At 38.5% G+C, this 24,936-nt stretch carries 25 protein-coding genes; 16 read left to right on the top strand and 9 right to left on the bottom strand.

Annotated features, from left to right (window positions below):
- The first annotated feature begins 51 nt into the window (after positions 1-51).
- Complete coding sequence (rpoC, locus tag U0R11_RS13025; protein WP_406752181.1) at positions 52-4,380, top strand: DNA-directed RNA polymerase subunit beta'; 4,329 nt, start codon at positions 52-54, stop codon at positions 4,378-4,380.
- 1,177 nt (positions 4,381-5,557) lie between these two features.
- On the opposite strand, the gene U0R11_RS13020 is transcribed toward rpoC, so the two are convergent.
- From U0R11_RS13020 to U0R11_RS12995, 6 genes are read right to left on the bottom strand one after another with little or no spacing between them, the layout of a single operon-like run.
- Complete coding sequence (locus U0R11_RS13020) at positions 5,558-5,989, bottom strand: hypothetical protein (RefSeq protein WP_406752180.1); 432 nt, start codon at positions 5,987-5,989, stop codon at positions 5,558-5,560.
- A 7-nt stretch (positions 5,990-5,996) separates the two neighbouring features.
- Positions 5,997-7,277, bottom strand: a complete 1,281-nt coding sequence (locus tag U0R11_RS13015) for a hypothetical protein (RefSeq protein WP_406752179.1) — start codon at positions 7,275-7,277, stop codon at positions 5,997-5,999.
- Positions 7,278-7,334: 57 nt separating this feature from the next.
- Positions 7,335-7,649, bottom strand: coding sequence for a hypothetical protein (locus U0R11_RS13010; RefSeq protein WP_406752178.1), 315 nt, complete (start codon positions 7,647-7,649; stop codon positions 7,335-7,337).
- A 28-nt stretch (positions 7,650-7,677) separates the two neighbouring features.
- Positions 7,678-7,941 carry a hypothetical protein gene (locus U0R11_RS13005; protein WP_406752176.1) on the bottom strand — a complete coding sequence of 88 codons (264 nt, stop codon included), beginning with the start codon at positions 7,939-7,941 and terminating at the stop codon, positions 7,678-7,680.
- 2 nt (positions 7,942-7,943) lie between these two features.
- Entirely contained in the window at positions 7,944-8,078 is a 135-nt protein-coding gene (locus tag U0R11_RS13000; protein WP_406752174.1) for a hypothetical protein, read from the bottom strand.
- Between the two features lie 11 nt (positions 8,079-8,089).
- Positions 8,090-8,263, bottom strand: coding sequence for a hypothetical protein (locus tag U0R11_RS12995; protein ID WP_406752172.1), 174 nt, complete (start codon positions 8,261-8,263; stop codon positions 8,090-8,092).
- A 99-nt stretch (positions 8,264-8,362) separates the two neighbouring features.
- Here U0R11_RS12995 and U0R11_RS12990 point away from each other — a divergent pair, with 99 nt between their 5' ends.
- The 6 genes from U0R11_RS12990 to U0R11_RS12965 all read left to right on the top strand — a co-directional run bounded on the left by U0R11_RS12990 (position 8,363) and on the right by U0R11_RS12965 (position 14,829).
- Complete coding sequence (locus U0R11_RS12990) at positions 8,363-8,686, top strand: DUF3467 domain-containing protein (RefSeq protein WP_130924388.1); 324 nt, start codon at positions 8,363-8,365, stop codon at positions 8,684-8,686.
- A gap of 108 nt (positions 8,687-8,794) precedes the next feature.
- Positions 8,795-10,255: a tagaturonate reductase gene (locus U0R11_RS12985; protein ID WP_406752170.1), complete on the top strand. Its 1,461-nt coding sequence runs from the start codon at positions 8,795-8,797 to the stop codon at positions 10,253-10,255.
- 193 nt (positions 10,256-10,448) lie between these two features.
- A complete protein-coding gene (gene uxaC, locus U0R11_RS12980; RefSeq protein ID WP_406752169.1) occupies positions 10,449-11,852 on the top strand; it encodes a glucuronate isomerase in 1,404 nt (467 codons plus the stop codon).
- Between the two features lie 3 nt (positions 11,853-11,855).
- Positions 11,856-12,866 (top strand): PfkB family carbohydrate kinase, encoded by a 1,011-nt coding sequence (locus tag U0R11_RS12975; RefSeq protein WP_406752168.1) that lies wholly within the window; start codon positions 11,856-11,858, stop codon positions 12,864-12,866.
- Between the two features lie 2 nt (positions 12,867-12,868).
- Complete coding sequence (locus tag U0R11_RS12970; RefSeq protein ID WP_166373253.1) at positions 12,869-13,531, top strand: bifunctional 4-hydroxy-2-oxoglutarate aldolase/2-dehydro-3-deoxy-phosphogluconate aldolase; 663 nt, start codon at positions 12,869-12,871, stop codon at positions 13,529-13,531.
- Positions 13,532-13,551: 20 nt separating this feature from the next.
- Positions 13,552-14,829: an MFS transporter gene (locus U0R11_RS12965; RefSeq protein WP_406752166.1), complete on the top strand. Its 1,278-nt coding sequence runs from the start codon at positions 13,552-13,554 to the stop codon at positions 14,827-14,829.
- 47 nt (positions 14,830-14,876) lie between these two features.
- Here the strand turns inward: U0R11_RS12965 and coaBC are convergent, their stop codons facing one another.
- Complete coding sequence (gene coaBC / locus U0R11_RS12960) at positions 14,877-16,067, bottom strand: bifunctional phosphopantothenoylcysteine decarboxylase/phosphopantothenate--cysteine ligase CoaBC (RefSeq protein WP_406752164.1); 1,191 nt, start codon at positions 16,065-16,067, stop codon at positions 14,877-14,879.
- 69 nt (positions 16,068-16,136) lie between these two features.
- Here coaBC and panC point away from each other — a divergent pair, with 69 nt between their 5' ends.
- The gene (panC, locus tag U0R11_RS12955; protein WP_406752163.1) at positions 16,137-17,015 is read left to right on the top strand and encodes a pantoate--beta-alanine ligase; all 879 of its coding nucleotides are present in this window, start codon (positions 16,137-16,139) and stop codon (positions 17,013-17,015) included.
- Complete coding sequence (gene panB / locus U0R11_RS12950) at positions 16,993-17,808, top strand: 3-methyl-2-oxobutanoate hydroxymethyltransferase (protein WP_406752161.1); 816 nt, start codon at positions 16,993-16,995, stop codon at positions 17,806-17,808. The genes panC and panB overlap by 23 nt, the downstream gene beginning before the upstream one ends.
- Here the strand turns inward: panB and panD are convergent.
- On the bottom strand, positions 17,805-18,155 hold the full coding sequence (panD, locus tag U0R11_RS12945; RefSeq protein WP_269004673.1) for an aspartate 1-decarboxylase: 351 nt from the start codon (positions 18,153-18,155) through the stop codon (positions 17,805-17,807). The two genes, panB and panD, sit on opposite strands and share 4 nt — an antisense overlap.
- A 69-nt stretch (positions 18,156-18,224) precedes the next feature.
- Between panD and U0R11_RS12940 the strand changes: the two genes are divergently transcribed.
- The 7 genes from U0R11_RS12940 to U0R11_RS12910 all read left to right on the top strand — a co-directional run bounded on the left by U0R11_RS12940 (position 18,225) and on the right by U0R11_RS12910 (position 24,450).
- Complete coding sequence (locus tag U0R11_RS12940) at positions 18,225-18,944, top strand: type III pantothenate kinase (RefSeq protein ID WP_406752160.1); 720 nt, start codon at positions 18,225-18,227, stop codon at positions 18,942-18,944.
- A 307-nt stretch (positions 18,945-19,251) separates the two neighbouring features.
- Positions 19,252-20,052, top strand: a complete 801-nt coding sequence (locus U0R11_RS12935) for a UDP-2,3-diacylglucosamine diphosphatase (RefSeq protein ID WP_406752158.1) — start codon at positions 19,252-19,254, stop codon at positions 20,050-20,052.
- A 1-nt stretch (position 20,053) separates the two neighbouring features.
- Positions 20,054-21,241, top strand: a complete 1,188-nt coding sequence (locus U0R11_RS12930; RefSeq protein ID WP_406752157.1) for a glycosyltransferase family protein — start codon at positions 20,054-20,056, stop codon at positions 21,239-21,241.
- A gap of 177 nt (positions 21,242-21,418) precedes the next feature.
- Positions 21,419-22,345, top strand: a complete 927-nt coding sequence (locus U0R11_RS12925) for a metallophosphoesterase family protein (protein WP_406752155.1) — start codon at positions 21,419-21,421, stop codon at positions 22,343-22,345.
- Between the two features lie 9 nt (positions 22,346-22,354).
- Positions 22,355-23,266: an N-acetylneuraminate synthase family protein gene (locus U0R11_RS12920; protein WP_269004678.1), complete on the top strand. Its 912-nt coding sequence runs from the start codon at positions 22,355-22,357 to the stop codon at positions 23,264-23,266.
- Positions 23,267-23,269: 3 nt separating this feature from the next.
- Positions 23,270-24,073, top strand: a complete 804-nt coding sequence (locus U0R11_RS12915; RefSeq protein ID WP_406752153.1) for a sterol desaturase family protein — start codon at positions 23,270-23,272, stop codon at positions 24,071-24,073.
- On the top strand, positions 24,070-24,450 hold the full coding sequence (locus tag U0R11_RS12910) for a DMT family transporter (protein WP_205753204.1): 381 nt from the start codon (positions 24,070-24,072) through the stop codon (positions 24,448-24,450). Before U0R11_RS12915 ends, U0R11_RS12910 begins: the two co-directional genes overlap by 4 nt.
- On the opposite strand, the gene U0R11_RS12905 is transcribed toward U0R11_RS12910, so the two are convergent.
- Positions 24,447-24,932, bottom strand: coding sequence for a KdsC family phosphatase (locus U0R11_RS12905; protein ID WP_406752151.1), 486 nt, complete (start codon positions 24,930-24,932; stop codon positions 24,447-24,449). The two genes, U0R11_RS12910 and U0R11_RS12905, sit on opposite strands and share 4 nt — an antisense overlap.
- Between the last annotated feature and the right edge of the window lie 4 nt (positions 24,933-24,936).

The following is a 24,936-nucleotide window of genomic DNA, read 5'->3' as shown; positions in this document are numbered from 1 at the left end:
GGCTGGCAACGGCCCTTAACTAACATCATTTTCCAAAAAAATTAAACGAAAATGTCATTTAAAAAGACTAGAAAGCTGAATAGCGACTTCCAAAAGGTGACCATTTCTTTGGCCTCTCCTGAGTCGATCTTAGAAGGTTCAAATGGTGAAGTAACCCAACCGGAAACCATCAACTATAGAACATACAAGCCTGAGATGGGTGGATTGTTCTGTGAGAGAATCTTTGGACCAACCAAAGATTGGGAATGTCACTGTGGAAAATATAAGCGTATTCGTTACAAAGGCATCATTTGCGACCGCTGTGGTGTTGAAGTAACCGAGAAAAAGGTACGTCGTGAGCGTATGGGACACATCGAATTGGTGGTTCCAGTAGCGCATATTTGGTACTTCCGTAGCTTACCCAACAAAATTGGTTACATGCTCGGATTATCAACTAAAAAATTAGATCAAGTGATCTATTATGAAAGATATGTGGTTGTTCAAGCTGGTATGTATGCTGAAGAAGGAAAGATAGGTTCTCAATACCTAGATTTCTTAACTGAAGATGAGTACTTGGATATCTTGGATAAGTTGCCACGTGAGAACCAACATTTGCCGGATGAAGATCCACAGAAATTCATCGCTAAGATGGGTGCTGATGCATTAAACATGTTGTTATCTCGTATCAATTTACACGAATTATCGGCTGACTTGCGTCACTCGGCAGATACAGAATCTTCACAACAACGTAAAGCGGAAGCTTTAAAGCGTTTGAAGGTAGTAGAAGCATTCCGTGAGTCGATTGGTCGTATTGATAACCGTCCGGAATGGATGATTATTAAGATGGTTCCGGTTATTCCACCAGAGTTGCGTCCATTAGTACCATTAGATGGAGGTCGTTTTGCGACTTCTGACTTGAACGATTTATACCGTCGTGTGATCATCCGTAACAACCGTTTGAAGCGTTTGATTGAAATCAAAGCTCCAGAGGTAATTTTACGTAATGAGAAGCGTATGTTGCAAGAGGCTGTTGACTCCTTGTTCGACAACTCTCGTAAGGTAAACGCGGTTCGTTCTGAAGGTAACCGTGCCTTGAAATCTCTTTCTGATATGTTGAAAGGAAAGCAAGGTCGTTTCCGTCAAAACTTATTAGGAAAGCGTGTTGACTACTCTGGTCGTTCAGTAATTGTGGTTGGACCAGAATTGAAAATGCATGAGTGTGGTCTTCCAAAAGACATGGCAGCTGAGCTTTTCAAGCCCTTTGTTATCCGTAAGTTGATCGAGCGTGGTATCGTTAAAACGGTTAAATCTGCGAAGAAAATTGTGGACCGTAAGGATCCTGTAGTTTGGGATATTTTGGAAAATGTCATGAAGGGTCACCCGGTATTATTAAACCGTGCTCCTACCTTGCACCGTTTGGGTATCCAAGCATTCCAGCCTAAATTAATTGAAGGAAAAGCGATTCAATTGCACCCATTGACTTGTACGGCATTTAACGCCGACTTTGACGGTGACCAGATGGCGGTTCACGTTCCACTAGGACATGAAGCGATTTTGGAAGCCTCTTTATTGATGTTGGCCTCACATAACATCCTTAACCCTGCTAACGGAGCGCCGATTACGGTACCTTCACAAGACATGGTTCTTGGATTATATTATGTAACCAAGGGAAGAAGGTCGACAGAAACACATAAAGTAGATGGTGAAGGCCGTCGCTTCTATGGTTTTGAAGAAGTGGTGATCGCTTTAAACGAAAAGAAATTATCGAAACATGCGAACATCGTGGTAAAAGCGAATGTACGTAAGGAAGATGGTTCTTTAGTAAGCGAAATGGTGGAGACTGTTGCAGGTCGCGTATTGTTCAATCTTTGCGTACCAGAGCAAGTAGGTTACATCAATGAATTATTGACTAAAAAGAAATTGCAGCAGATCATTTCTCAAGTTCACAAGATTTGTGGAATGGCACGTACCGCTCAATTCTTGGATGATATCAAAGATTTAGGATTCCAACAAGCCTTCCACGGCGGATTGTCGATGGGTATTGGTGATGTTCAGATTCCAGAGGAAAAAGCACATTTAGTGAAGAAAGCTCAGGAAGATGTACAAGCAGTTTGGGATAACTACTTAATGGGTTTAATCACAGATAACGAGCGTTACAATGCTGTTATTGATATCTGGACAAAAGTGAACTCGAAAATTACCGAGACATTGATGAAGCAGATGGAAGAGGATAACCAAGGATTCAATGCCATTTACATGATGATGCACTCTGGAGCCCGTGGTTCTCGTGAGCAAATCCGTCAGTTGGGTGGAATGCGTGGTTTGATGGCTAAGCCACAGAAGAACTTACAAGGTTCGGTAGGTGAAATCATCGAAAACCCAATCCTTTCTAACTTTAAAGAAGGTCTAGACGTATTAGAATACTTTATTTCTACACACGGTGCTCGTAAAGGTTTGGCAGATACTGCTTTGAAAACAGCCGATGCGGGTTATTTGACTCGTCGTTTACATGACGTAGCTCAAGATGTGATTGTGAATGAAGAAGATTGTGGTACGTTACGTGGTATTCAGGTATTCCCATTGAAAGATAATGAGGAGATCATTGAGCCATTATCTGAGCGTATTTTGGGTCGTGTGTCAGTACATGATGTGTATGATCCGATTAGCAATGAGTTGATTGTAGCTTCTGGTGATGAAATCATAGAGATTGCGGCAAACAAAATTGATGAAACGGCGATTGAATCGGTTGAGATTCGTTCGGTATTAACCTGTGAAACTAGAAATGGTGTTTGTGCGAAATGTTACGGACGTAACTTATCTACAGGCCACATGGTGGGTCAAGGAGAAGCTGTTGGTGTGATTGCATCTCAGTCGATCGGTGAGCCTGGTACACAGTTGACATTACGTACATTCCACGTCGGTGGTACGGCACAAAACGTATCATTAGATGCGAGTGTAAAAGCGAAGTTTGATGGAGTAATTAATTTTGAGGAAGTTCGTACAGTAAGTTCGACGGATTCAGAAGGAAATCCAGTAGAAATCGTCATGGGTCGTTCGGGTGAGGTTCAGATCATCAACCCTGCTAACAAGCAGTTGTTGATTTCTAGCAACATTCCATACGGTTCTGTGATTCGTGTGAAAGATGGTCAAACCATCAAGAAAGGCGATGAGATTTGTGCATGGGATCCATACAATGCGGTCATTTTATCTGAAGCTGAAGGTAAAGTAGCGTTTGATTCGATTGAGGAAAACAATACATACAAAGAGGAGGCAGATGAGCAAACAGGTTTACGTGAGAAGGTGATTATCGAATCTAAGGATAAGACAAAGAACCCATCGGTATTGGTTGTGGCTAAAGGAAAAGAGGATTTGGTATATAACGTACCAGTAGGTGCTCGTTTGGCGATTGATGAAGGAGACAAAATCAAAGCTGGACAGATCATTGCGAAGATCCCACGTGCTGCGGGTAAAACTCGTGACATTACGGGAGGTCTTCCGCGTGTAACAGAGTTATTTGAAGCACGTAATCCATCTAACCCTGCGGTAGTTTCTGAGATTGACGGTGTTATTTCTTATGGTATCATCAAGCGTGGTAACCGTGAGATCATTGTTACTCCGAAAGAAGGAACAGAGCGTAAGTACTTGGTGCCATTGACTAAGTTTATCTTGGTACAAAACAATGACTTCGTACGTGCTGGAACACCATTATCTGATGGAGCTATTACGCCATCGGATATCTTATCGATCAAAGGACCAACAGCGGTACAAGAATACTTAGTGAATGAAATCCAAGATGTATACCGCTTACAAGGGGTAAAAATCAACGATAAGCATATTGAGTGTATCGTTCGTCAGATGATGCAAAAAGTTGAAATCTTGGATCCAGGTGATACACAATTCTTACAGGGTCAAAACGTAGATCGTTTTGCTTTCCGTGAGGAGAATGATCAGATCATGGACAAGAAAGTGATCACAGAATCAGGTGATTCAGAGAAGTACAAGCCAGGTATGATTATTTCTGCTCGTGCTTTACGTGATGAGAACTCCTCATTGAAGCGTAGAGATATGAAAGTGATGAAAGTACGTGATGCGCATGCGGCGGTATCTTCTGCTAATTTGCAGGGTATTACGCAGGCATCTTTAGGTACTGAATCATTTATCTCGGCGGCATCCTTCCAGGAAACAACGAAGGTATTGTCTGAGGCATCGATTCGTGCTAAAGTAGACACATTGGAAGGCTTGAAGGAAAACGTGATTGTTGGACACTTGATTCCTGCGGGAACGGGAGTTCGCAGATACAAGGACTTCATTGTGACTCCAGTAGATGAGTTAAAGCAATTAGAAGCTAAAGTGGCAGCTAGCGAATCAGAAGTTGCGGCCAAGGTTTCGGTTGAAAACTAGTCTGATCTAAATTGAATTAAAAGCCCTCTCAGGAAACTGAGGGGGCTTTTTTTGATTTATGTGTGTATCGTCCTGAATAAACAAAAAGCATTAAAAGGTAAAGAAAATCCTGAATTCGGTTTAATTAACTATTTTCCGTATTAGGGCTTCTCTGATTTCAAATAAATGATTCAATTAATTATATGCTATAAACATGCCGGCGACAACTCATACTATTAATATCCATATGGCATATTTTCAAAAACTATATTAAATACACTTTATTTTTATTCAAAATATGTTTACAACATCACAATTTTAAAAAGAATCTAACAATACTTCCAAAATCAAAATTTCTACAAATTGCTCTATTTACAAATTATATTTTGAGAACATCCACTCTCTATATATTTCAATTAAAAAGAATCAAAATCTTAATCCTCCTTTATTTCATTAAATCAATCACCCATGGAAGTAAGCAACAATAAACCTAAAAAACATGGGAGAGTAAGTCACTAAAACATAGGCTTTTAATGATCCATGAAAGTACCAACTGCTAATTTTCAGCTTCTTCATTACTTGACAATAAAATTATGCCTTAAATCTAGAAGCCAGATGATAACATAATATACGCTTGATTCCAACGAAAGCTTCAAGATGCTCAATCTCCTAATATCTGCATTCATAGGCCTTAGTGGATTTAGAATAATTGCATTAATAGCCCTTCCCTATTAATCCAAGCGAGAAATAGTTCTATCTTTTGAATTAAAAAATCCGTCAGATCAGGCAAAATTTCGACTGAGAAATAAAAAAAATAAATCCATAAATATTCCTTCTTTTTCATATAGACTTTACTGATTATAGATGTCAAAATGTAGCTTCCTTGATTTTAGTGGGACTTAATTGTTAGTTATAATTTCTAATTAGATGAAGTATTGTTTGTTTAATAACATCATAATTCTCAAAAATGAGATAACTTATCACCCATCCTATAATAAACCCTATCAAATGTTTAAAATTTCGATTCATCTTAAAATACCTCAAAATTTACCCTATACTCTCTTTCAGGCTTTTCGGAATGCGCCTTTGTCCATTGCAATGACAAGTCAAAACTAGTTAAGACAAAGGCCTAAAAAAATCCCACCTAGGTAGTAATTTGGTGGTATTTTTTAGGAGATTTACATATCCTAAACCCCGTTTATTCGTCTTCCTTTCTAAATTCATCAATGCTTTGAATTTCGCGCTTACCCGTTGCCTCATCCACCAACTTTAATTTATAGTGATTTTTTATCCATCCTGAGATAGGAATGCATTTAAAATAATACACCTGTCCTTCCTTCAAAGTATAAGTCGAATGAAGTTTTTTAAACATAGCTTGACTTTCTACTTGCAGTTCAGAAATATGGCTATATTCTCGCTTGGTATACGAGATTACCGGCAATTTGATCAATTCTCCATTGAACTTAAATCTTCCTTTTTTAGGTATGAAATACAAGTATTTTAATATCGAATTATGGTAGGCATATACCGTTATTTTCTTGCTAGAATCAGCTGTAGGGAAATCACTTGCTCTCATTCCATGGACTACCAAAAGCCCGATAAGCATTGCTACGTAACAAGTTGTTTTCATCATCTATTTATTTAGTATAAATACTCATTCCTAAAGCCATATTAAATGCATCTCCTATATAAGGGTCCTGTGGAACAAAACCCTGTGTCTTTGCTCGTAAGGTTAAGTCGAGGGAAATCCATTGTAAGGGTGATGACTTTTTTGTTGGAATCAATAAACCCAGTTTACATTCCAAGGATGTTCCCATTTTGCCTTCCGTCGTATTAAAATCTAAACCTTTAGGCTGATTCCAACATTGGGCTGTTGCATTAATCATTAAGCGATTTTTCCAAGGATAATCAACCAATGACAAGCCTCCTCCCCAAAAATACCTTTGGTTATTCCCAAACTGTCGCAAAAAGGCACGGACATTCCAAATTTGATTTTTTTGGATATACACATTCTCCTCCAACATATCTCCGAAAGGAGCTAGTACATAGCCAGCCCCAAACCCGAGATTTAATGTAGGATTAACAGCCAAGGTAGTTTTGCCTATGAATAAAGGACTGAGTAAATTCAAAAAGGACAAATATGCTACCTTTTTCAAATAAGTTTTTTCATTGTCATTTAGTTCTTGGTGGCTCGTATATCTTTGAAAGGGCATATCAGGTCGATGCATGTGCCGAACAGCCCCCAATACATCATCGCCCACGATATCTCGATCATTTTCATTACTCTCCAATGGATGGACTCGCTTGTTTAAACCTAATCCGCTAAATACCATATAAGTCACTATCCCCAATTTCCTTATATAATATTCACCATATATGTTTTTCAATTTTTCTTTTTGAAACATAAGTAACTCCTCTTCCATTTGCAATAAGGAGAAGTCAGATTCAAGGCCAGCAGTATGCAAACGAATGTAATTAGGTAAATCACTGTCCCTGAGGTGCATCAACGTTTCATCGGAAACACCGGTCACCTTGGCTACTCCATTGGAAAATACAGGAGAAGAAACTGATCCAATATTTAAGGCCGTCAATACTGAACGGTGACCTTCCTCATGGGTATAGGGAAGTAAATAATAACCTGCCAATAATATATTAAATACAAATAAAGGATATCCCCATTTTTTGGGTAAACTAGTATTTATTGTCCGAGAAAAAATTCGATAGGTAGATAAATAGTTTTGATTAAACTGCCTCATGGTATAAGGCCTCTTGGTATAATCAATTATAGTTACCCCGTAAGTATACGAATTATCTGATTTTTGTTTGTTCCAATATACCTTTCCAGCCATTCTTGTTGAGTCTGGAATAGCAAAACCAGAGAATGAAAATAAAAGAAAAAATAGGATGTTTGAACGCAAAAATCGCATCTTTCAATTTTAAATTAATTAACAATACTTTTCAAATTCCAATAAATTTTAACCCACCCCATCCAACCCAAAAGGCCGCTCATAGCACAGATAAATCCCATAAATAATGATAGCCAAGGTAGCTAAGCGAGATTCCTCAAATAGGAGTGGATACCGACTTTGATCTACAAACATGCTGCACAGTAAATAGAGACTCAGTAAAATCAAGCCAACCAAGACATAGCGTGTGTCCACGATGAAATAGGTAAAAGGAATCCAGTCCCAAGTTTTTATCTCTTCCACCATGGGCAAAATAAGTGATGCCAATACGATGAAGATATTGACGTACCAAGAGGTCCAACGAAAGGAAAGTAGATTTTCCATACATAAACATTTGATCGAGTTGATTAAACTATTCTGAAGAATTTAAGCGCTGTCCATTCAGTCGCTTTCGTTCATACACCTTAGCTTTGCCCGACTTTTTATCAATGATCATATAGCCAGACTGGTGTAGTATGGGGTTGAATAAATCCACACCTTGATGCCTTTTATTGATTTTCAATTTGGGAATTGGACTTGGAACGACCAATTTTGGGGCATGCGTGGTACTATCAGAAAAATAGAGAAAAATAGCCAGGTTGATCATGATCAAGTCCAAGCTCCAGGAATTAAGCATCTTCATTTTATTTTCTCAGAAGAAGCTTGATTATAACCTTCGAGATATCCTTTTTTTATCTCTTTGAAATTGATGGCAATCAAAAATGCCAAACATAAGAATGCTAGGAACAGCAATTTGCGAACGAAATATTTCATGGTATTATTGGTTAGGTAACAGGACTATTGGGCTGATTATACCGTATGCTGACGAAAAAAGCTTGGGCAAATATGGCTAATAAGTCACGAATGGTTCTTGCGAAAACGCAAGAAATAAATGTTGCCCCTAAAATATCACGTTTGAATTCAATCGAAATTACTGAAGTCAATACTTTGTCCCCCATTTGGAATTTGATAAATCCCCAAATTAGCTCTTGAAAAAGACGCTTATACGCGCATTATTCCCAATATTTCTTTAAATTTAAGCTTCCTATTTTTATGCTATGAAAAATCCAAACCCAGAAGAAAACCAGTTAAACATAGAATTGCCCGAAGAGATCGCAGAAGGCGCTTATGTGAACCTTGCCTTAATAGCTCATTCGCCCTCCGAGTTTGTCATGGACTTTATTCGTATTTTACCTGGGATTCCCAAAGGAAAGGTGAAGTCGCGGATTGTCATGACTCCTGATCATGCGCAACGTTTATTGATGGCGCTTCAGGAAAACATTCAACGCTACGAAGAAGCTTTTGGACCGATTGCCAAGGACTTGGATAACCCTGGTTTTCAATTTCCTATGAACTATAATGGCCCCATAGGTGAAGCGTAAACGATTGCAGTTGAATTCCATTAAAATAGGCCTAAAATTTTACGAAACCATTGGGTAAATCCCCTTACTTTTCTACTTTAGAAAGGTATATTAACCTTTTTTATATTAATGGCCATGCCCATTCTGAATCAAAAAACTTTTAGCGAAGGTACATTGAGTACCACTTTAGCCCTTCAATATCCTTCTCCAGAAGTATTTACCTACCCTGAGAAAATCCTCCAATTTGGAACCGGTGTCCTGTTAAGAGGTCTCTGCGATTACTTTGTGGATAAAGCCAACCGTCAAGGCGTTTTTAAAGGTCGGGTTGTCTTGGTTAAATCAACCGCCAAAGGTGGAGCAGATGCCTTCGAAGCACAAGATGGTTTGTTCACCCATTGCATCAAAGGCATTGATGAGGGCAAAGAAGTGGAGGAATATTTGATCAATTCATCCATTTCCAGAACCTTGACTGCCTCCAAAGAATGGGATGCCATTTTGGCCTGTGCGAGCAGTCCGGATATGCAAATAATCATTTCCAATACCACAGAAGTGGGTATTCAATATGTGGCGAATGATGCCATCAGCGGTGCTTGCCCTACTTCATTCCCCGCTAAATTAGTAGCCTTTCTTCATGCCCGTTGGCAGCATTTTGGAGGAAGCAAAGAATCTGGCATGGTCATTATCCCCACAGAATTGATCATCAATAATGGCGATGTATTAAAGGATATTGTCTTGAAATTAGCCCATGATCATCAGCTACCTGCCGACTTCCTTCAATGGATTCAATCAGCCAATCATTTTTGTAATTCCTTGGTGGACCGCATTGTGCCTGGAGCTCCAGATGAGGCAACTAGAACTGCCATTTGTGAACAATTAGGTTATGAAGATTCCTTAGTGATTATTTCAGAAGTGTATCGTCTATGGGCCATTCAAGGAAGTTCTGAAGTAAAGAAAATTTTGAGCTTTGCTTCGGTTGATTCGGGTGTGGTGATTGCCGAAGACATTGAGATTTATCGTGAGTTGAAATTGCGCCTATTGAATGGAACACATACCCTCATGTGTGGTATGTCGTATCTATTAGGGTTCCGTTTAGTTAAGGATGTCATGAGCAATTCTTATTTGAGCAAATTGGTCATGAACCTGATGCTGACTGAATTAGCCCACTCCATTCCATATAAAATGGATTTCAAAATTGCCGACCGCTTTGGTCGTTCGGTTTTAGATCGCTTTAAGAACCCCTTCATCAACCATAAATTGATTGATATTACGGTTCAGTATACGACCAAAATGAGAATGCGAAATATTCCTTTATTAGTCAATTACTATCAAATATTTGGCAAGGCTCCTGAGCTTTTTGCCATGGGTTTTGCAGCTTATTTACAGTTTATGCATGCCGTGAAAGTAGAAGATGGAAAATATTTTGGGGAATGTAATGGTGAATTCTACCCCATTCAATGCGATTATGCTGCCTATTTTTATGAAGCCTGGAAAGACTTAAACTTAACAAAACTATTAGCTGATGAGGAGGTCTGGGGGCATGATTTAAGTGCTTTGCCTGGCTTTGAAGATGCGGTGAAGAAATATTTGTAATGCGTGCTAAATGAAGAATGTAGAATGTAGAATGAAGAATTAGGATAGTAAAAAGGCCTAGCCTAAGGATAGTATACAAGAATTCCTTTGGCTTATTCCCCTAAAATTGAACACTTGTAATAAGAATTGATTCTACATTCTACATTCTTCATTCTACATTCTGAATTCCTCATTCTACATTAATTAAAACACGATGAAGGCTTTTTTAAACGAAGATTTTTTATTGCAGTCGGGCACCGCTCAGACTTTATTCCATCAATATGCGGCTCAAATGCCGATCATTGATTACCACAACCATTTGGTTCCTCAACAGATTGCGGAAGACAAGCAATTTGACAATATCACTCAAATTTGGCTGTATGGCGACCATTATAAGTGGAGGGCGATGCGTGCTCATGGTGTCAATGAAAAATACATTACAGGAGATGCTACTGACGAAGAAAAGTTCATGAAGTGGGCAGAAACGGTTCCTTATACCATGCGTAACCCTTTGTACCATTGGACTCATTTGGAACTGCAACGTTATTTTGGAGTAACTGAAGTGCTCAATGCCGAATCAGGAAAGCGTATTTATGATCATTGCTCTGCTTTATTACGTAGCAAAGAATTTTCTGTTCGGAATTTGTTGAGAAAAATGAATGTCAAAGCGCTTTGTACGACGGACGATCCTATCGATAATTTGGTATATCACCAAGCGATCGCGGCAAGTGGTTTTGAGGTCAAAGTATTACCAACTTTCCGCCCAGATAAAGCCATGGCGGTGGATGATGAATTGACTTTCATTGAATATGTGAATGCCTTAAGCGAGGTGACGGGCAAGCAAATTAATCACCTGCAAGATTTTAAAGATGCGATTCAAGAGCGTCACGACTTTTTCCATTCTGTGGGTTGTCGATTGAGTGATCATGGATTAGAACATATCTATGCAGAGGATTATACCGAGGAAGAAATAGAGCTTATTTTCACTCGATTGCATTCAGGTAAAACCATCAATAAAAGAGAAAAATGGCAGTTTAAAACTGCGATGTTGGTATTTTTTGCTCATTTAGATCATGCCAAAGGATGGACACAGCAGTTTCATTTGGGAGCCTTGAGAAATAATAACAATCGACTTTTAAGTAGTTTAGGACCTGATACGGGTTTTGATTCCATTGGAGATTTTGAACAAGCTAAACCATTGTCCAAATTTTTAAACACATTGGATAGTACGAACCAATTAGCGAAGACGATTTTATATAATTTGAATCCTCGAGATAATGAATTGTTTGCGACTATGACGGGAAATTTTCAGGATGGAAGCATCGTCGGAAAGATTCAATTTGGCTCAGGATGGTGGTTTTTGGATCAAAAAGATGGCATGGAAAAGCAAATCAATGCTTTGTCAAATATGGGAATGTTAAGTCATTTTGTGGGTATGTTAACGGATTCCCGCAGTTTCTTATCTTTCCCAAGGCATGAGTATTTTAGAAGAATACTTTGTAATTTGATTGGTCAAGATGTGGAAAATGGCGAATTGCCAGCAGATATAGATTGGTTAGGGAAATTGGTCAAAGACATTTCGTATACCAATGCATCCCAATTTTTTAATTTCGAATAAAGCATGAAAAAAGTAGTTACGTTTGGAGAAATCATGGGGCGTTTAAGTCCTCCAGGTTATGGGAGAATAATACAGGCTCAATCGCTCAATTTGACTTTTGGAGGAGGAGAAGCCAATGTTTCTGCTGCTTTGGCACATTTGGGAATTCCGGCAGCCCATGTCACTAAATTTCCAGATCATGAAATGGGGCATGCGGCTACTTCATATTTCAGAAAAGTGGGTGTGGACATGCAGTATGTTCAATATGGTGGTACTCGTTTAGGCTTATACTTCACTGAATTTGGCGCCGCTATGCGTCCGAGTAAGGTGGTTTATGACCGAGCTGATTCTTCCTTTGCCCATTTAGATCCTAAAGAATTTAATTGGAAAGAAATCTTAAAAGATGCCCAATGGTTTCATTGGACAGGCATTAGTCCAGCTATTTCTGAATCGGCTGCTCAAGCGTGTAAAGAAGCCATCAAGGTTGCCAACGACTTAGGAATCACCGTTTCTGCCGATGTCAATTACCGAAAAAACTTATGGCAATATGGCAAATCGGTGCAAGAGGTTATGCCTGATTTAATTGCTGGTTGTGATATCATTGTTTGTGGAAAAGGAGATGCTGAAGATATTCTGAACATCGTTCCAGACGGTAGTACCAAAAGCGGTTGGGAATCTGTTTGCAAGCAAATCATGGTGAAGTTTCCTCGAATTAAAAAAATCATCAATACCAAAAGAGGTCAAATTTCGGCTTCACAAAACACCTTGTCGGCCACTTCTTTCAACGGTAAACAAGTATTGAAGTCGGAAACTGTAGAAATTAGTCAAATAGTAGATAGAATTGGCGGAGGAGATGCTTTTATGGCTGGATACATCTATGGGAATTTAATTCTGAAAGATGAAGCTCAGTCATTATCATTTGCCGTAGCGGCATCCGCATTAAAACACACGATCGAGGGGGATATAAATTTAGCCAACCTAGATGAAATAGAAACCGTCATGAAGGGAGACCTGACAGGACGCTTAAAACGATAATTATGGCAAGAAATTCTTCCGAAGTTGTATACCAACGCATCCAAGAGACACCGATCGTCCCATTATTTTTTAATGCTGATTTATCCATTGCTACAAGCGTATTAAAAGCTTGTTATGACGGTGGAATCCGTGTTTTTGAATTTACGAATCGAGGTAAAGAGGCTCCTTATATTTTTGCGAAAGCGATGGAATATGTGGAGAAAGAATGTCCTGATTTGGTATTGGGTATTGGTACTATTTATGATGCCAAACAAGCCCATGAATTCATTCAAATGGGAGCAGATTTTATGTTACAACCCTTCACTACGGAAGCAGTTGGGGAGATTTGTGGCAAGTATGATATACCTTGGATGCCAGGAGCAATGACCTTGACCGAAATCCGTCAGGCCGAAATTTGGGGTGCAAAGATTGTCAAGATATTTCCTGGGAATGTGGTGGGTCCGGCTTTTGTGAAAGCCTTAAAAGGACCTATGCCCAATACACAAATTATGGTGACTGGTGGAGTAGAACCAAACAAAGAGAGTTTGAGTACTTGGTTTAAAGCAGGTGCTGCTGCGGTAGGTATGGGTTCACAATTGTTTCCTGCAGATTTGATTGCTAAAAAAGATTATCACGCTATTGAACAAATGATTGCCGAATTAATAACAACTTACCGGGAACTGTAACCCAAACAAAACCTCATACTATGGAAATAGGAAAATACCGTTGGAAAATTTGCGCATTGCTATTTTTTGCCACCACCATCAACTACCTAGATAGGCAAGTGATTGGTTTATTAAAACCGGTTTTAGAAGACCAATTTAATTGGACTGAAACAGATTATTCCAACATTGTCATTACCTTTCAGGCTGCCTATGCCATTAGTTTATTAGGTTTTGGAGGAATTATTGATCGAATCGGAACCAAATTAGGTTATTCCATTTCCATCGTTGTTTGGAGTATTGCGGCTATGCTGCATGCTTTGGCAACAGGTACATTGAGCTTCGCATTCATGCGTGGTTTATTGGGCTTGGGTGAAGCAGGTAACTTTCCCGCAGCGATTAAGACTGTAGCGGAATGGTTTCCAAAAAATGAAAGGGCCTTAGCCACGGGTATTTTTAATTCTGGTGCCAACATTGGAGCTGTTGCTGCCCCGATTTTAGTTCCATGGATCTTAGGTATTTATGGTTGGGAAATGGCCTTCATTGCGACTGGTGCCATTGGTTTTATTTGGTTGATTTTCTGGTGGTTATATTATGAAGTTCCTTCTAAACACAAGGAATTATCTCAAGCTGAATTTGACTACATCCATGCGGATAAAGAAGAAAAAGATGAAAACCAAGAGCCGGTTAAATGGGCTAAATTATTTGGCTTCCGCCAAACTTGGGCTTTTTTCTTTGGAAAAATGTTGACCGATCCTATTTGGTGGTTTTTCCTTTTCTGGTTACCCTCTTATTTCTCCGAGCGTTTCCAATTGGATTTGAAAAAACCGAGCTTGGAATTGATTATCGTATATACTGCCACGACCGTAGGAAGTATTGGAGGAGGTTGGTTATCAGGTAAATTAATTAACCTAGGCTGGCCTTCTTTTAAGGCTAGAAAAATCACCATGTTAGGTTTTGCCTTGGCAGTAGTTCCCATCATGTTAGCCCGTTATTGTGATAATATTTGGCAAGCCGTAGCATTGATTTCTTTGGCAGCAGCCTCTCACCAAGCCTGGAGTGCAAATATTTATTCCATCGCTACGGACATGTTCCCTAAGAAAGCAGTTAGTTCCGTCATTGGAATTGGAGGAATGGCTGGTTCCGTAGGTGGTATTTTCTTTCCTATGATTGTGGGATCCTTATTAGATAAATATAAACTTTTGGGGAATATCAATGATGGTTATAACATCATCTTCTTGCTTTGCGGAAGTGCCTATATTTTGGCTTGGTTGATTATTTATTCCTTGGCACCAAAATTGGAGATCGCGAAAATTGATTAAACATACTCTATTTGAATTAGGCGTGTTGAGAAATCAGCACGCTTTTTTTATTTCCAACGATGAAATAAATCGAGCAGTTCTAGGGCTATGTCCTCTTTTGATTTCAGGCTAAAAGCATGTCGCTCTCCGGAAGCATGAAAGACTTGAACTTGATTGGTATCTAAACCAAAACCTGCACCTGGTTCTTTTAAGGAATTCAGGACAATCGCATCCAGTTTTTTCCTTTGTAATTTATCCAAGGCATGAACTTCTTCATTTTCAGTTTCCAAAGCAAAACCTATCAGTTTTTGATAGCTTCTTTTTTGTGAACCCATATTGGCTAAAATATCCGTGGTTTTTTCTAGACTAATTTCTAATGTATTTCCCTTCTTCTTGATTTTTTCACTGGCCACTGTGGCTGGTCGATAATCTGCCACGGCGGCAGCCATGATGGTCCAATCCGAATTTGGAAATTCGCGAAGACAAGCCTCTTTCATTTCTTTGGCAGAAACGACTGCATTCCAATGAATACCTGAAAAGATAGGTTTCAAAGTCATAGGGCCCGCAATGACGGTAACTTCAGCGCCTTGCAAATAAAAGGCTTCCGCTAAAGAAATACCCATTTTGCCCGAAGAATGATTAGAAATATAACGAACGGGGTCTAAAGCCTCTTGGGTTGGTCCTGCACTAATTAACACTTTTGTCCCCTGCCATTTACTCCCCCTACCTATATTTTCAACAAGCGCTAGCAGTATTTCTTCTGGTTCTACCATACGTCCTTCTCCATGTAAACCACTAGCTAAAAACCCCGTATTCACAGATAAAATATGATTTCCATAAGACTGTAATTTGGCCAAATTTTGCTGAGTAGAGGGATGTTTATACATATCCTCATCCATGGCTGGGGCGATGAAGGTTGGGCAACGAGCCGACAAATAGGTGGCAATTACGATGTTGTCGCACAAGCCATTAGCCATTTTACTCAGGGTATTACATGTGGCTGGAGCGATGATAAAAGCATCTGCCCAAAGGCCTAATTCTACATGGTTATTCCAAACATTATTCTCATGGAAATCGATCCAAACTGGGTAATTAGAAAAGGTCGAAAGCACTAGTGGAGAGACGAAATCTTTGGCAGCCTGAGTCATAATAACACGTACCTCTGCTCCATTTTTTTTCAATAGACGAACCAAAAGTATCGCTTTATAAGCCGCAATACTGGCACTAATTCCTACGACGATTTTTTTACCCTGTAACATAGTATTAGAAAAGGTCGGCAAGTAACGAAATTTGCTTAAAATAAGGTAATTTTAGTCCCAATTTCGACCATGAAGATATTTGAAACAAAACAGGCATTGCAAGATTTCATCGATGGACATCGGTTGAAAAACACCCTGATTGGATTTGTTCCTACCATGGGAGCTTTGCATGCGGGGCATTTGTCGCTCATAGAAAAATCCAAACAACATGGGACGGTGACAGTTTGTAGTATTTTTGTTAATCCTACTCAATTCAATGATCCTAAGGATTTTGAAAAATATCCAAAAACCTTAGATGAAGACATACAAAAACTTGAATTGACTGGTTGTGAGGCTCTTTTTCTTCCGTCTGTAGAAGAGATGTATCCTGAAGGAATGCATCAATTGCCTCATTATTCCCTAGGACGATTGGAGGAACTATGGGAAGGTGCACATAGGCCCGGTCATTTTCAGGGAGTTTGTGTGATTGTGCATCGGTTATTGGAAGCTGTCCGTCCAGATTTATTATTGATGGGTTCCAAAGATTTCCAACAGGTTGCCGTCATTCGATATTTATTAGCTCATTATTCATTTGAACCCAAAATAGAATTGATCTCTTGTGAGACCATTCGTGAGGCAAGTGGATTAGCTATGAGCAGTAGAAATGTTCGACTTAGTCCTGAACAAAAAATACAAGCCTTGGCCATTTATCATGGTTTTGATATGATACGAATGGCTATGCTTGAACAAAAAACTAGAAATACAGAAGCATTAGAGCAACAATTTGGTCAACAATTATTGGATGCAGGCTTTGAATCCGTGGATTATATTGCTTTTGCGGACCCTATAAGTTTAGAACCTATTACTGATCTCTCTCAAACATTTGTTGTATTAGTGGCCGCATTTATAGGTGGAATCCGACTAATCGACAATCAATTATTTCCACATGAGCTATTTAAAAGAGTTTAAAAAAATCACGACCCAGAGCTTACAAATCATGAAAAAGCAAGGAGAAAAAATCTCTATGCTGACATGTTATGATTTTTCTATGGCGAAGTTATTGGACCAATCTGGTGTAGATGTTTTGCTGGTAGGTGATAGTGCTAGTAATGTGATGGCGGGCCATGAAACCACACTACCCATAACTTTGGAACAAATGATATACCATGCACAATGCGTGGTCAGAGGTACTAGTAGAGCCCTGGTAATCGTAGATTTGCCTTTCGGCTCCTACCAATCCAATAGTGAGATTGCTTTATCTTCTGCCATTCGAATCATGAAAGAAACGGGGGCGCATGCTATCAAATTAGAAGGTGGACAAGAGGTGATTGATAGTATCAAAAAAATTGTGAAAGCGGGGATTCCAGTTATGGGGCATTTGGGATTGACGCCGCAAAGTATTTATCAATTTGGATCATATGGTGTAAGGGCAAAGGAAGAGGAAGAAGCTAATTTATTGGTAGAGGAAGCCAAGATGTTGGAAGCGGCTGGATGTTTTGGAATAGTTTTGGAAAAAATCCCGGCTGATTTAGCTAAAAAAGTGAGTGAAAGTTTACTTATCCCAAGTATAGGCATAGGAGCTGGAAAACATTGCGATGGGCAAGTTTTAGTGATGCATGATATGTTGGGTATAAACACAGAGTTTAAACCTAGGTTTTTGCGTCGCTATTTGAATTTAGGGGAATTGATTCCCTTAGCAGTAAAAAATTATGTGGCAGATGTCAAGCGACAAGATTTCCCCAATGAAGCAGAATCTTATTAGACAAGGCGGTTGGCTGCATTTGGAAATACGACGGTTGGCTTAAACGTTTTAGCCACTTCAAAGTCCATGAGGGCGTAGGAAATAATGATAACAATATCGCCAACTACGGCTTTTCTTGCAGCAGGACCATTGAGGCAAATGATGCCTGATCCACGTTCACCTTTGATTAAATAGGTTTCAATTCGTTCCCCATTATTCACATTGACTACTTGAATTTTTTCGTGTTCTAACATGTTGGCAGCATCCATCAAATCTTCATCCATGGTTAGGCTTCCTACATAATCAATATTTGCTTCTGTGACTGTGGCGCGATGCACCTTTGATTTTAATATTTGTATCTGATACACAATTTTCGTTTTTGAGAGTGCGCAAATTTACGAAAAAGAAATAGTTAACTTTGTTAACAAATCGAATGAATGATGGTATTTTGCTTGGATTTCGGAAATTCTCAATTAAAATATGCTTGGGTAGAGGCGGATCGAATCGTTGATTTTGGCATATTAAACCAGGTGAATTTTGGATCAATAATTCAAATCTGCCAAAATAAACATATTGATTCCATCATTCTTAGTAGCGTAATAGATGTTCCATCTGAGTTAATTTTTGCCTTAAAAGATTTAGCACCATTACATCAACTAAGTTCTACTTCTTTGACTCATGTAAATTACGCGCAATATGACAAATTGACATTAGGAGTAGACCGATTAGCCATAGCAGAAGGGGCTCAAATTTCATATCCTACAAGCAATCATTTAAGCATATGTTTAGGCACATGCATTACGTATAATTGGATAGAGGATGGCTATTTTAAAGGCGGCGCTATTAGTCCTGGACTTATGATGCGGACAAAATCCATGCATGATTATACGGCCCATTTACCATTAATTTCTCCTCAGATGGATTTTCCTTTATTAGGACAATCTACTACTAGTAATTTATTGGCCGGAACCATGTCTGGAATATTGTTGGAGGTCCAAGGCTATATAGCGGAATTGAGAAAACTGGACCCTCATGTCGTTATTATATTATGTGGCGGTGATGCTCCATATTTTACGTCCCAATTAAATGGATGGGATATACAATTTGATCCTGACTTAATTTGGAAAGGTTTAGCAGGATTGGCGAGGTTAAATTAACAAATCAACAACGCTGTCAAGGTTTAAAACCTTGACAGCGTTAGGCAAATCTATCAATTTTTCCATTCTATATTCATCAAAAAACTGATATATTTTCATTATATCAGTAAGCTGATTTTAACAAAAAATCACCAAGAAACTGATTGATTTAACGGGCTAAAAAGACCAATTTTACCAACGCTGTCAAGGTTTAAAACCTTGACAGCGTTAAGGGATTTTCAAGTTAAAATTTAACCATACCTTAACGCCTTCCTAACACAATCAACTGACAATCAACGTAGTTTTGAATCAAGAAAAACTACGCAACATGAGCGTTAACTACCAACCCACTTACAAAACCATCGTTATTTCCGATTTGCATTTAGGAAGTAAAGGTGCCAAAGCCAAAGAAGTTAATGAATTTCTGAAAGCTTATTCCTGCCATCAACTCATTCTAAATGGGGATATCATCGACGGATGGCAATTAAAAAAGGGAGGCGAATGGAAGAAAAAACACACAGGATTCTTTCGTGCTGTCTTAAAAATGATGGATCGCTGGGATACAGAAGTAATATATTTACGTGGCAATCACGATGATTTTCTGGATCAAATCATTCCATTAAAAATAGGTAAACAGTTTTCTATTCGAAGAGATTATACTTTAAAGTCATTTGGTAAGAAATATTTTATCACCCATGGCGACATATTTGATAGTATTACTAGTCAAATGAAGTGGTTAGCTTATCTAGGTGACATCGGTTATACTTTTTTATTGTGGGTGAATAAATGGTATAATTACCATCGAGAAAGACAAGGAAAACCATATTATTCCCTTTCTCAAACTATCAAACAAAAAGTTAAAGCAGCCGTCAATTTCATCTCTGATTTTGAAGAAAAACTAGTTGAACTAGCTATTGCTCAAGAAGCAGATGGCATTATCTGTGGCCACATTCATAAAGCTGAAATTAAAGAGATTCGAGGGATTTCCTACATGAACTCAGGTGATTGGGTAGAATCATTAACTGCCTTGGTAGAAACACATCAAGGTGAATGGCAAATTCTTCAGTATCCTGATTTTGATTTAAAAAAAGAATTAAAAGAAATTTTAAGCGACCAAATGACCCTCTAATATGGGAAAGTTTATATTTACGATTCAAGGAGAGGGAAGAGGGCATTTGACCCAAGCTATTTCCCTTAGTCAATTAGCACAGGAAGCAGGGCATGAAGTCGTAGGATATGCTGTTGGTTCCACCAATAATCGCAAAATACCTAGCTTTTTTACTGATTATATCGGAGATAAACCTCTTTTGCAATACGAAAGCCCATCGCTTTGTTATGGCAATGGGAAGGCTGTTCAAGTAGGCAAAACGGCCTTACAAGCCTTCTCCAAATTTAAAACCTACTGGAATAGTGCCTCCGAGTTAGCTTCATTTATTGATGAAAATAGACCTGATGGAATCATTAATTTCTATGAATCCATTACTGGCCTCCACCAGTGGAGAACTGGCGCTAAAATTCCATGCTTATCCATAGGACATCAATATCTTTTGTTAAACAAACACTTTCAGACCATTCCTGAAAAAAAAATTGACCAATTTTTTCTCAATCTAAATACGCAAATCACGGCGATTGGTTCTAAGAAAAAACTAGGCCTCTCCTTTTTGCCTTTGGAAAATGACACAAAACGGAATATCGATGTGATTCCTCCCTTATTAAGAAAAGAGGTAAAAGAATTGAAATCCACAGCGGGTAAAAGTTGGTTAGCTTATTTAACGCACTTTCGACTAGCCGAAGATATCATGGCATGGTCTACACTCAATCCAGATATTCAACTCGACTGTTTTTGGGACCACCCTAGCCACAAAGAAATTTTTCACTATTCTGCTAATTTGACTTTCCATCCCATTCATGCAGAACTCTATTTGGAAAAAATGTCGCAATGTGCTGGCTTAATTTCCACTGCTGGATTTGAGTCCATTGCAGAAGCCATGTATTTGGCTAAACCAACGATGATGGTTCCTGTTCCCAACCACATCGAACAAATGATCAATGCATTTGATGGAGCTCAGTCGGGCGCAGGTTTAGCCGCAAGTACTTTTGATTTAAATCTTTTCAAAGTCTACCAAAAAGAACACGTAACGGATTATTCTACCTACCACCATTGGATTCAGGAATCTTCTCGATTAATGGATATTCACTTACGAGAACTAATTCAACCAGATCGTAAGAAAAAAAGTAGCTGGAAGTCGCTATTTACCAAGCGAATCCATTGGACATTGCCTAAAAATAATGGCGGCTTATCCATTCCAAAAATATAATTTACACCTACTACTTGTTGGATCATTCCCTGATAGCTTAGCCTTTATCATTTAGTTATCAAGAGGCAACATTTCCTTATTATTTGCCCTAAAAAAAAACAATTATATGATTTTCAGGAAAAACTAAGGTAAAACTAAAATAGGAAATTTGGGTAGAAATCATGACTCAACCATCCTATGAATAGAAGGTCTTTACTACACACCTTAGGTTTAGTTGCAAGTTCAATTAGTTTGCCTTCCATGGGAATGGCAAAATCGTCATCCCCCAAAAATTCTAAACCTTATCGCATTGCACATATCACGGATGTGCATATGATGCCTCTGATAGGTGCTGCCAAAGGGCTAGAAAAATGCCTTAGTCACATCCAAAATTTACCCTCTAAGCCTGATTTAATTATCAATAGTGGAGATGCCATTATGGACGCTCATCGAGGAGGGCGTGGAGTTGCTGAAAAGCAATGGAGACTTTGGAACGATGTATTAACTCATTCACTTTCTACACCTATTATTCAGTCCATCGGTAACCATGATATTTGGTGCAAAAATGAAAATCCACAAAGCATCGTAGATGGAAAAAAATGGGCACTAGATGAATTAAAAGAGGAAAAATGCTACACGTCAAAAGACCTAGGTCATTGGCACTTAATTAGCTTAGATAGTATTAGTCCCAACCAAGATGGTCAATGGTACACGGGGAAAATCGATGAAGAGCAAATGGAATGGCTAAAAAATGAATTAGCCCATATTCCTCCATTGAAGCCTGTCATGATTGTCTCCCATATTCCTATTCTATCAGCATGTATATTTTTTGATGGAAAAAGATTTGAAAAAAATCAATGGAATGTACCTGGGAAATGGATGCACGAAGATGCCAGTGAACTAAAGGATTTATTCCTAAAATACCCTAATGTCAAATTAGCTATCAGTGGGCATATTCATTTACTAGATCGTGTCGAATACAATGGAGTAAGCTACTGCTGCAATGGAGCCGTAAGTGGAGCCTGGTGGTCAGGGGATTATCAACAAACAAAACCTGGATATGCCATCATTGACTTATATCCAGATGGCAGTTTCACGAATACTTACACAACATATAAATCTTAAATAGACCTTATGAAACAAATTACATTAAATACTGGAAAAACGATTGGAGAAGGTAGTCCTTGTTATGTCATAGCAGAGATTGGAATCAATCATAATGGTTCCTTGGAAATAGCAAAACAGTTAATTGATGCTGCTGTTGAAGCAAAAGTGAGCGCTGTCAAATTTCAGAAACGTACTCCAGAAATCTGCGTTCCTAAAGATCAATGGGAAATTGTAAGAGATACACCTTGGGGTAAAATGACTTACATCGATTATAAAAGAAAAACAGAATTTGGGATTTTAGAATACTCCGAAATTGATAATTATTGCAAATCGAAAGGTATCGATTGGTTTGCTTCCGCATGGGATGAACCTTCGGTAGATTTCATGGAACAATTCAATCCTGTGATGTACAAATTAGCGTCTGCTTCATTAACCGACGATTCTCTAATTCGTAAAATATGTGCTACTGGCAGACCCATCATGATTTCAACGGGGATGTCTCGCATGGATGAAATAAGTTTTGCCGTGGATTTAATCAGAGAATATGGTGATTATCCATTAATGATTGCTCATGCTACCTCAGCCTACCCTTGCAAGCCAGAGGAGTTAAACTTGCGAATGATTAAAACCCTTAAAAATATGTATCCAGATTACATTATCGGGTATTCAGGGCATGAAACAGGATTAAGTACAACAGTTTCTGCAGTAGCCATAGGAGCTCAATTTGTGGAACGTCATTTTACCTTGGATCGGGCCATGTGGGGATCTGATCATGCTGCATCGGTGGAGCCACAAGGCTTTGTACGTTTGGTAAAAGATATACATGATACGGAATTATCCCTAGGAAATGGAATCAAACAAGTATATGAAAGTGAAATTGGACCTATGAAAAAACTGCGTGTTAATATCACGGAAAATAGGTTAGTGGATATGCTTTAATAAATGAAATTACATGACGTCCATATAATTTGCTTTATTGTACTCATTGTAGGAGTTATACTATTAATCTGGTTTGAAAGGAAATACCCTTATCGTAAGGGTATTTCCTTTTTTAGAGAAGGATTCTGGACCGATTTACTGGCATATGCGATTGTACAAAGCTTTCTACTTAAAATTTTGATATTTGATTATATCATTGCACCAATTCAACATTTTATTCCAATAAAGTTCATGTTTTCAGTGGGCAGTTGGCCTATAGCATGGCAACTGCTCTTCTTTTTGATTACTCATGATCTATATATTTATTGGTTTCATCGCTGGCAACATGCCAACAAGGTATTATGGAGAACTCATGAAGCACATCATTCCAATCAAAAAATTGATTGGATCGCGGGAGCTAGATCTCATTCTCTAGAAATTATTATCAACCAAACCATTGAGTTTCTACCAATTATTTTACTTGGAGCAGACCCTCTCATTATTCCTATTAAAGGATTAATAGATGGATTATGGGGAATGTTCATCCATGCTAACATTCGAGTTAGTCTTGGAAAACTAAAGTACATCATCAATGGCCCCGAGTTTCACCTTTGGCACCATGCCAATCATCATGAAGTCTTTCACGCAAATTTTTCAACTAAATTTAGCTTTTGGGATGTGATTTTTAGAACTTTATATGAGAGCCCAAATCAACCAAGTTCTTGGGGTCTATACTATAAATTTCCAAAAAATTATTTCGCCCAGCATTGGTATGCATTTTACCGATGGACATTTGAACCTAGGGAAAAAAAGCAAGAAGACTTATGATTAAACCTTGGCTGTATTTATTCATTGCATCCATCTTTGAAACAGGCTGGACCTATTCTTTGAAGTACATGAATTTTGAAAAATTCAAACTCTCATGGAATCAGCATTCTCCTTTTTCCATGGCATTTTTAACAGAGCTTTCCCCTTTTTTAGGATATATAGTTTTTGGAATTGCCAACATCTATTTTCTCTCCATTTCATTGAAAGATATCCCTACAGCCACCGCCATAGCCGTTTGGACAGCCTTTTCTTTGGTTCTCATCAAAATAACCGATGTTTTCTATTTTAAAACACCTACAAATTTCCTAGAAATCGCCTTTTTAAGTTTGATTGTTATTGGAATAATTGGTCTAAAACAATTTTCTGCTTCCAATTAATTTATCCCCTGAGCCTGAAGAATAAGCTCAGCCATTTCTCTAAAGCATCCTTCTCCTCCTTTAGTGGAGAGCACCAAGGACGCTACTTTTTTAACTTGTTCTACTGCATCTGCTGGACAAAAAAATGCCCCCACAAAAGGCAAAACAACCAAATCATTGACATCATCCCCGATATAAGCAATTTGCGAAGCTTGCAAATCGTACTTTTTTAAAATTTCTGCTAATACTCTTTCCTTATCCTTAATACCTAGGTGCAATTCTGATATTTGAAGTTTCTCAGCTCTTTTCACTAAGGAAGCTGATACTTCACCCGTAATAATTCCTGTTGGGATTCCTCTTAATTTACGCAATCGCTCAACTCCCATACCATCCCTAATATTGAATTTCTTCCATGCTTCACCTGCCTCTCCATAGTATACCCCGCCATCCGTCAAGACTCCGTCGCAATCCGTCAAAACTAACTTAATACTATTTAATTGCATGATA

Source organism: Aquirufa salirivi, from assembly GCF_045310485.1.
Lineage (GTDB): Bacteria > Bacteroidota > Bacteroidia > Cytophagales > Spirosomataceae > Aquirufa > Aquirufa salirivi.
Note: the sequence above shows the minus strand (reverse complement) of the source record. Positions and strands in the feature narration are given on the sequence as shown.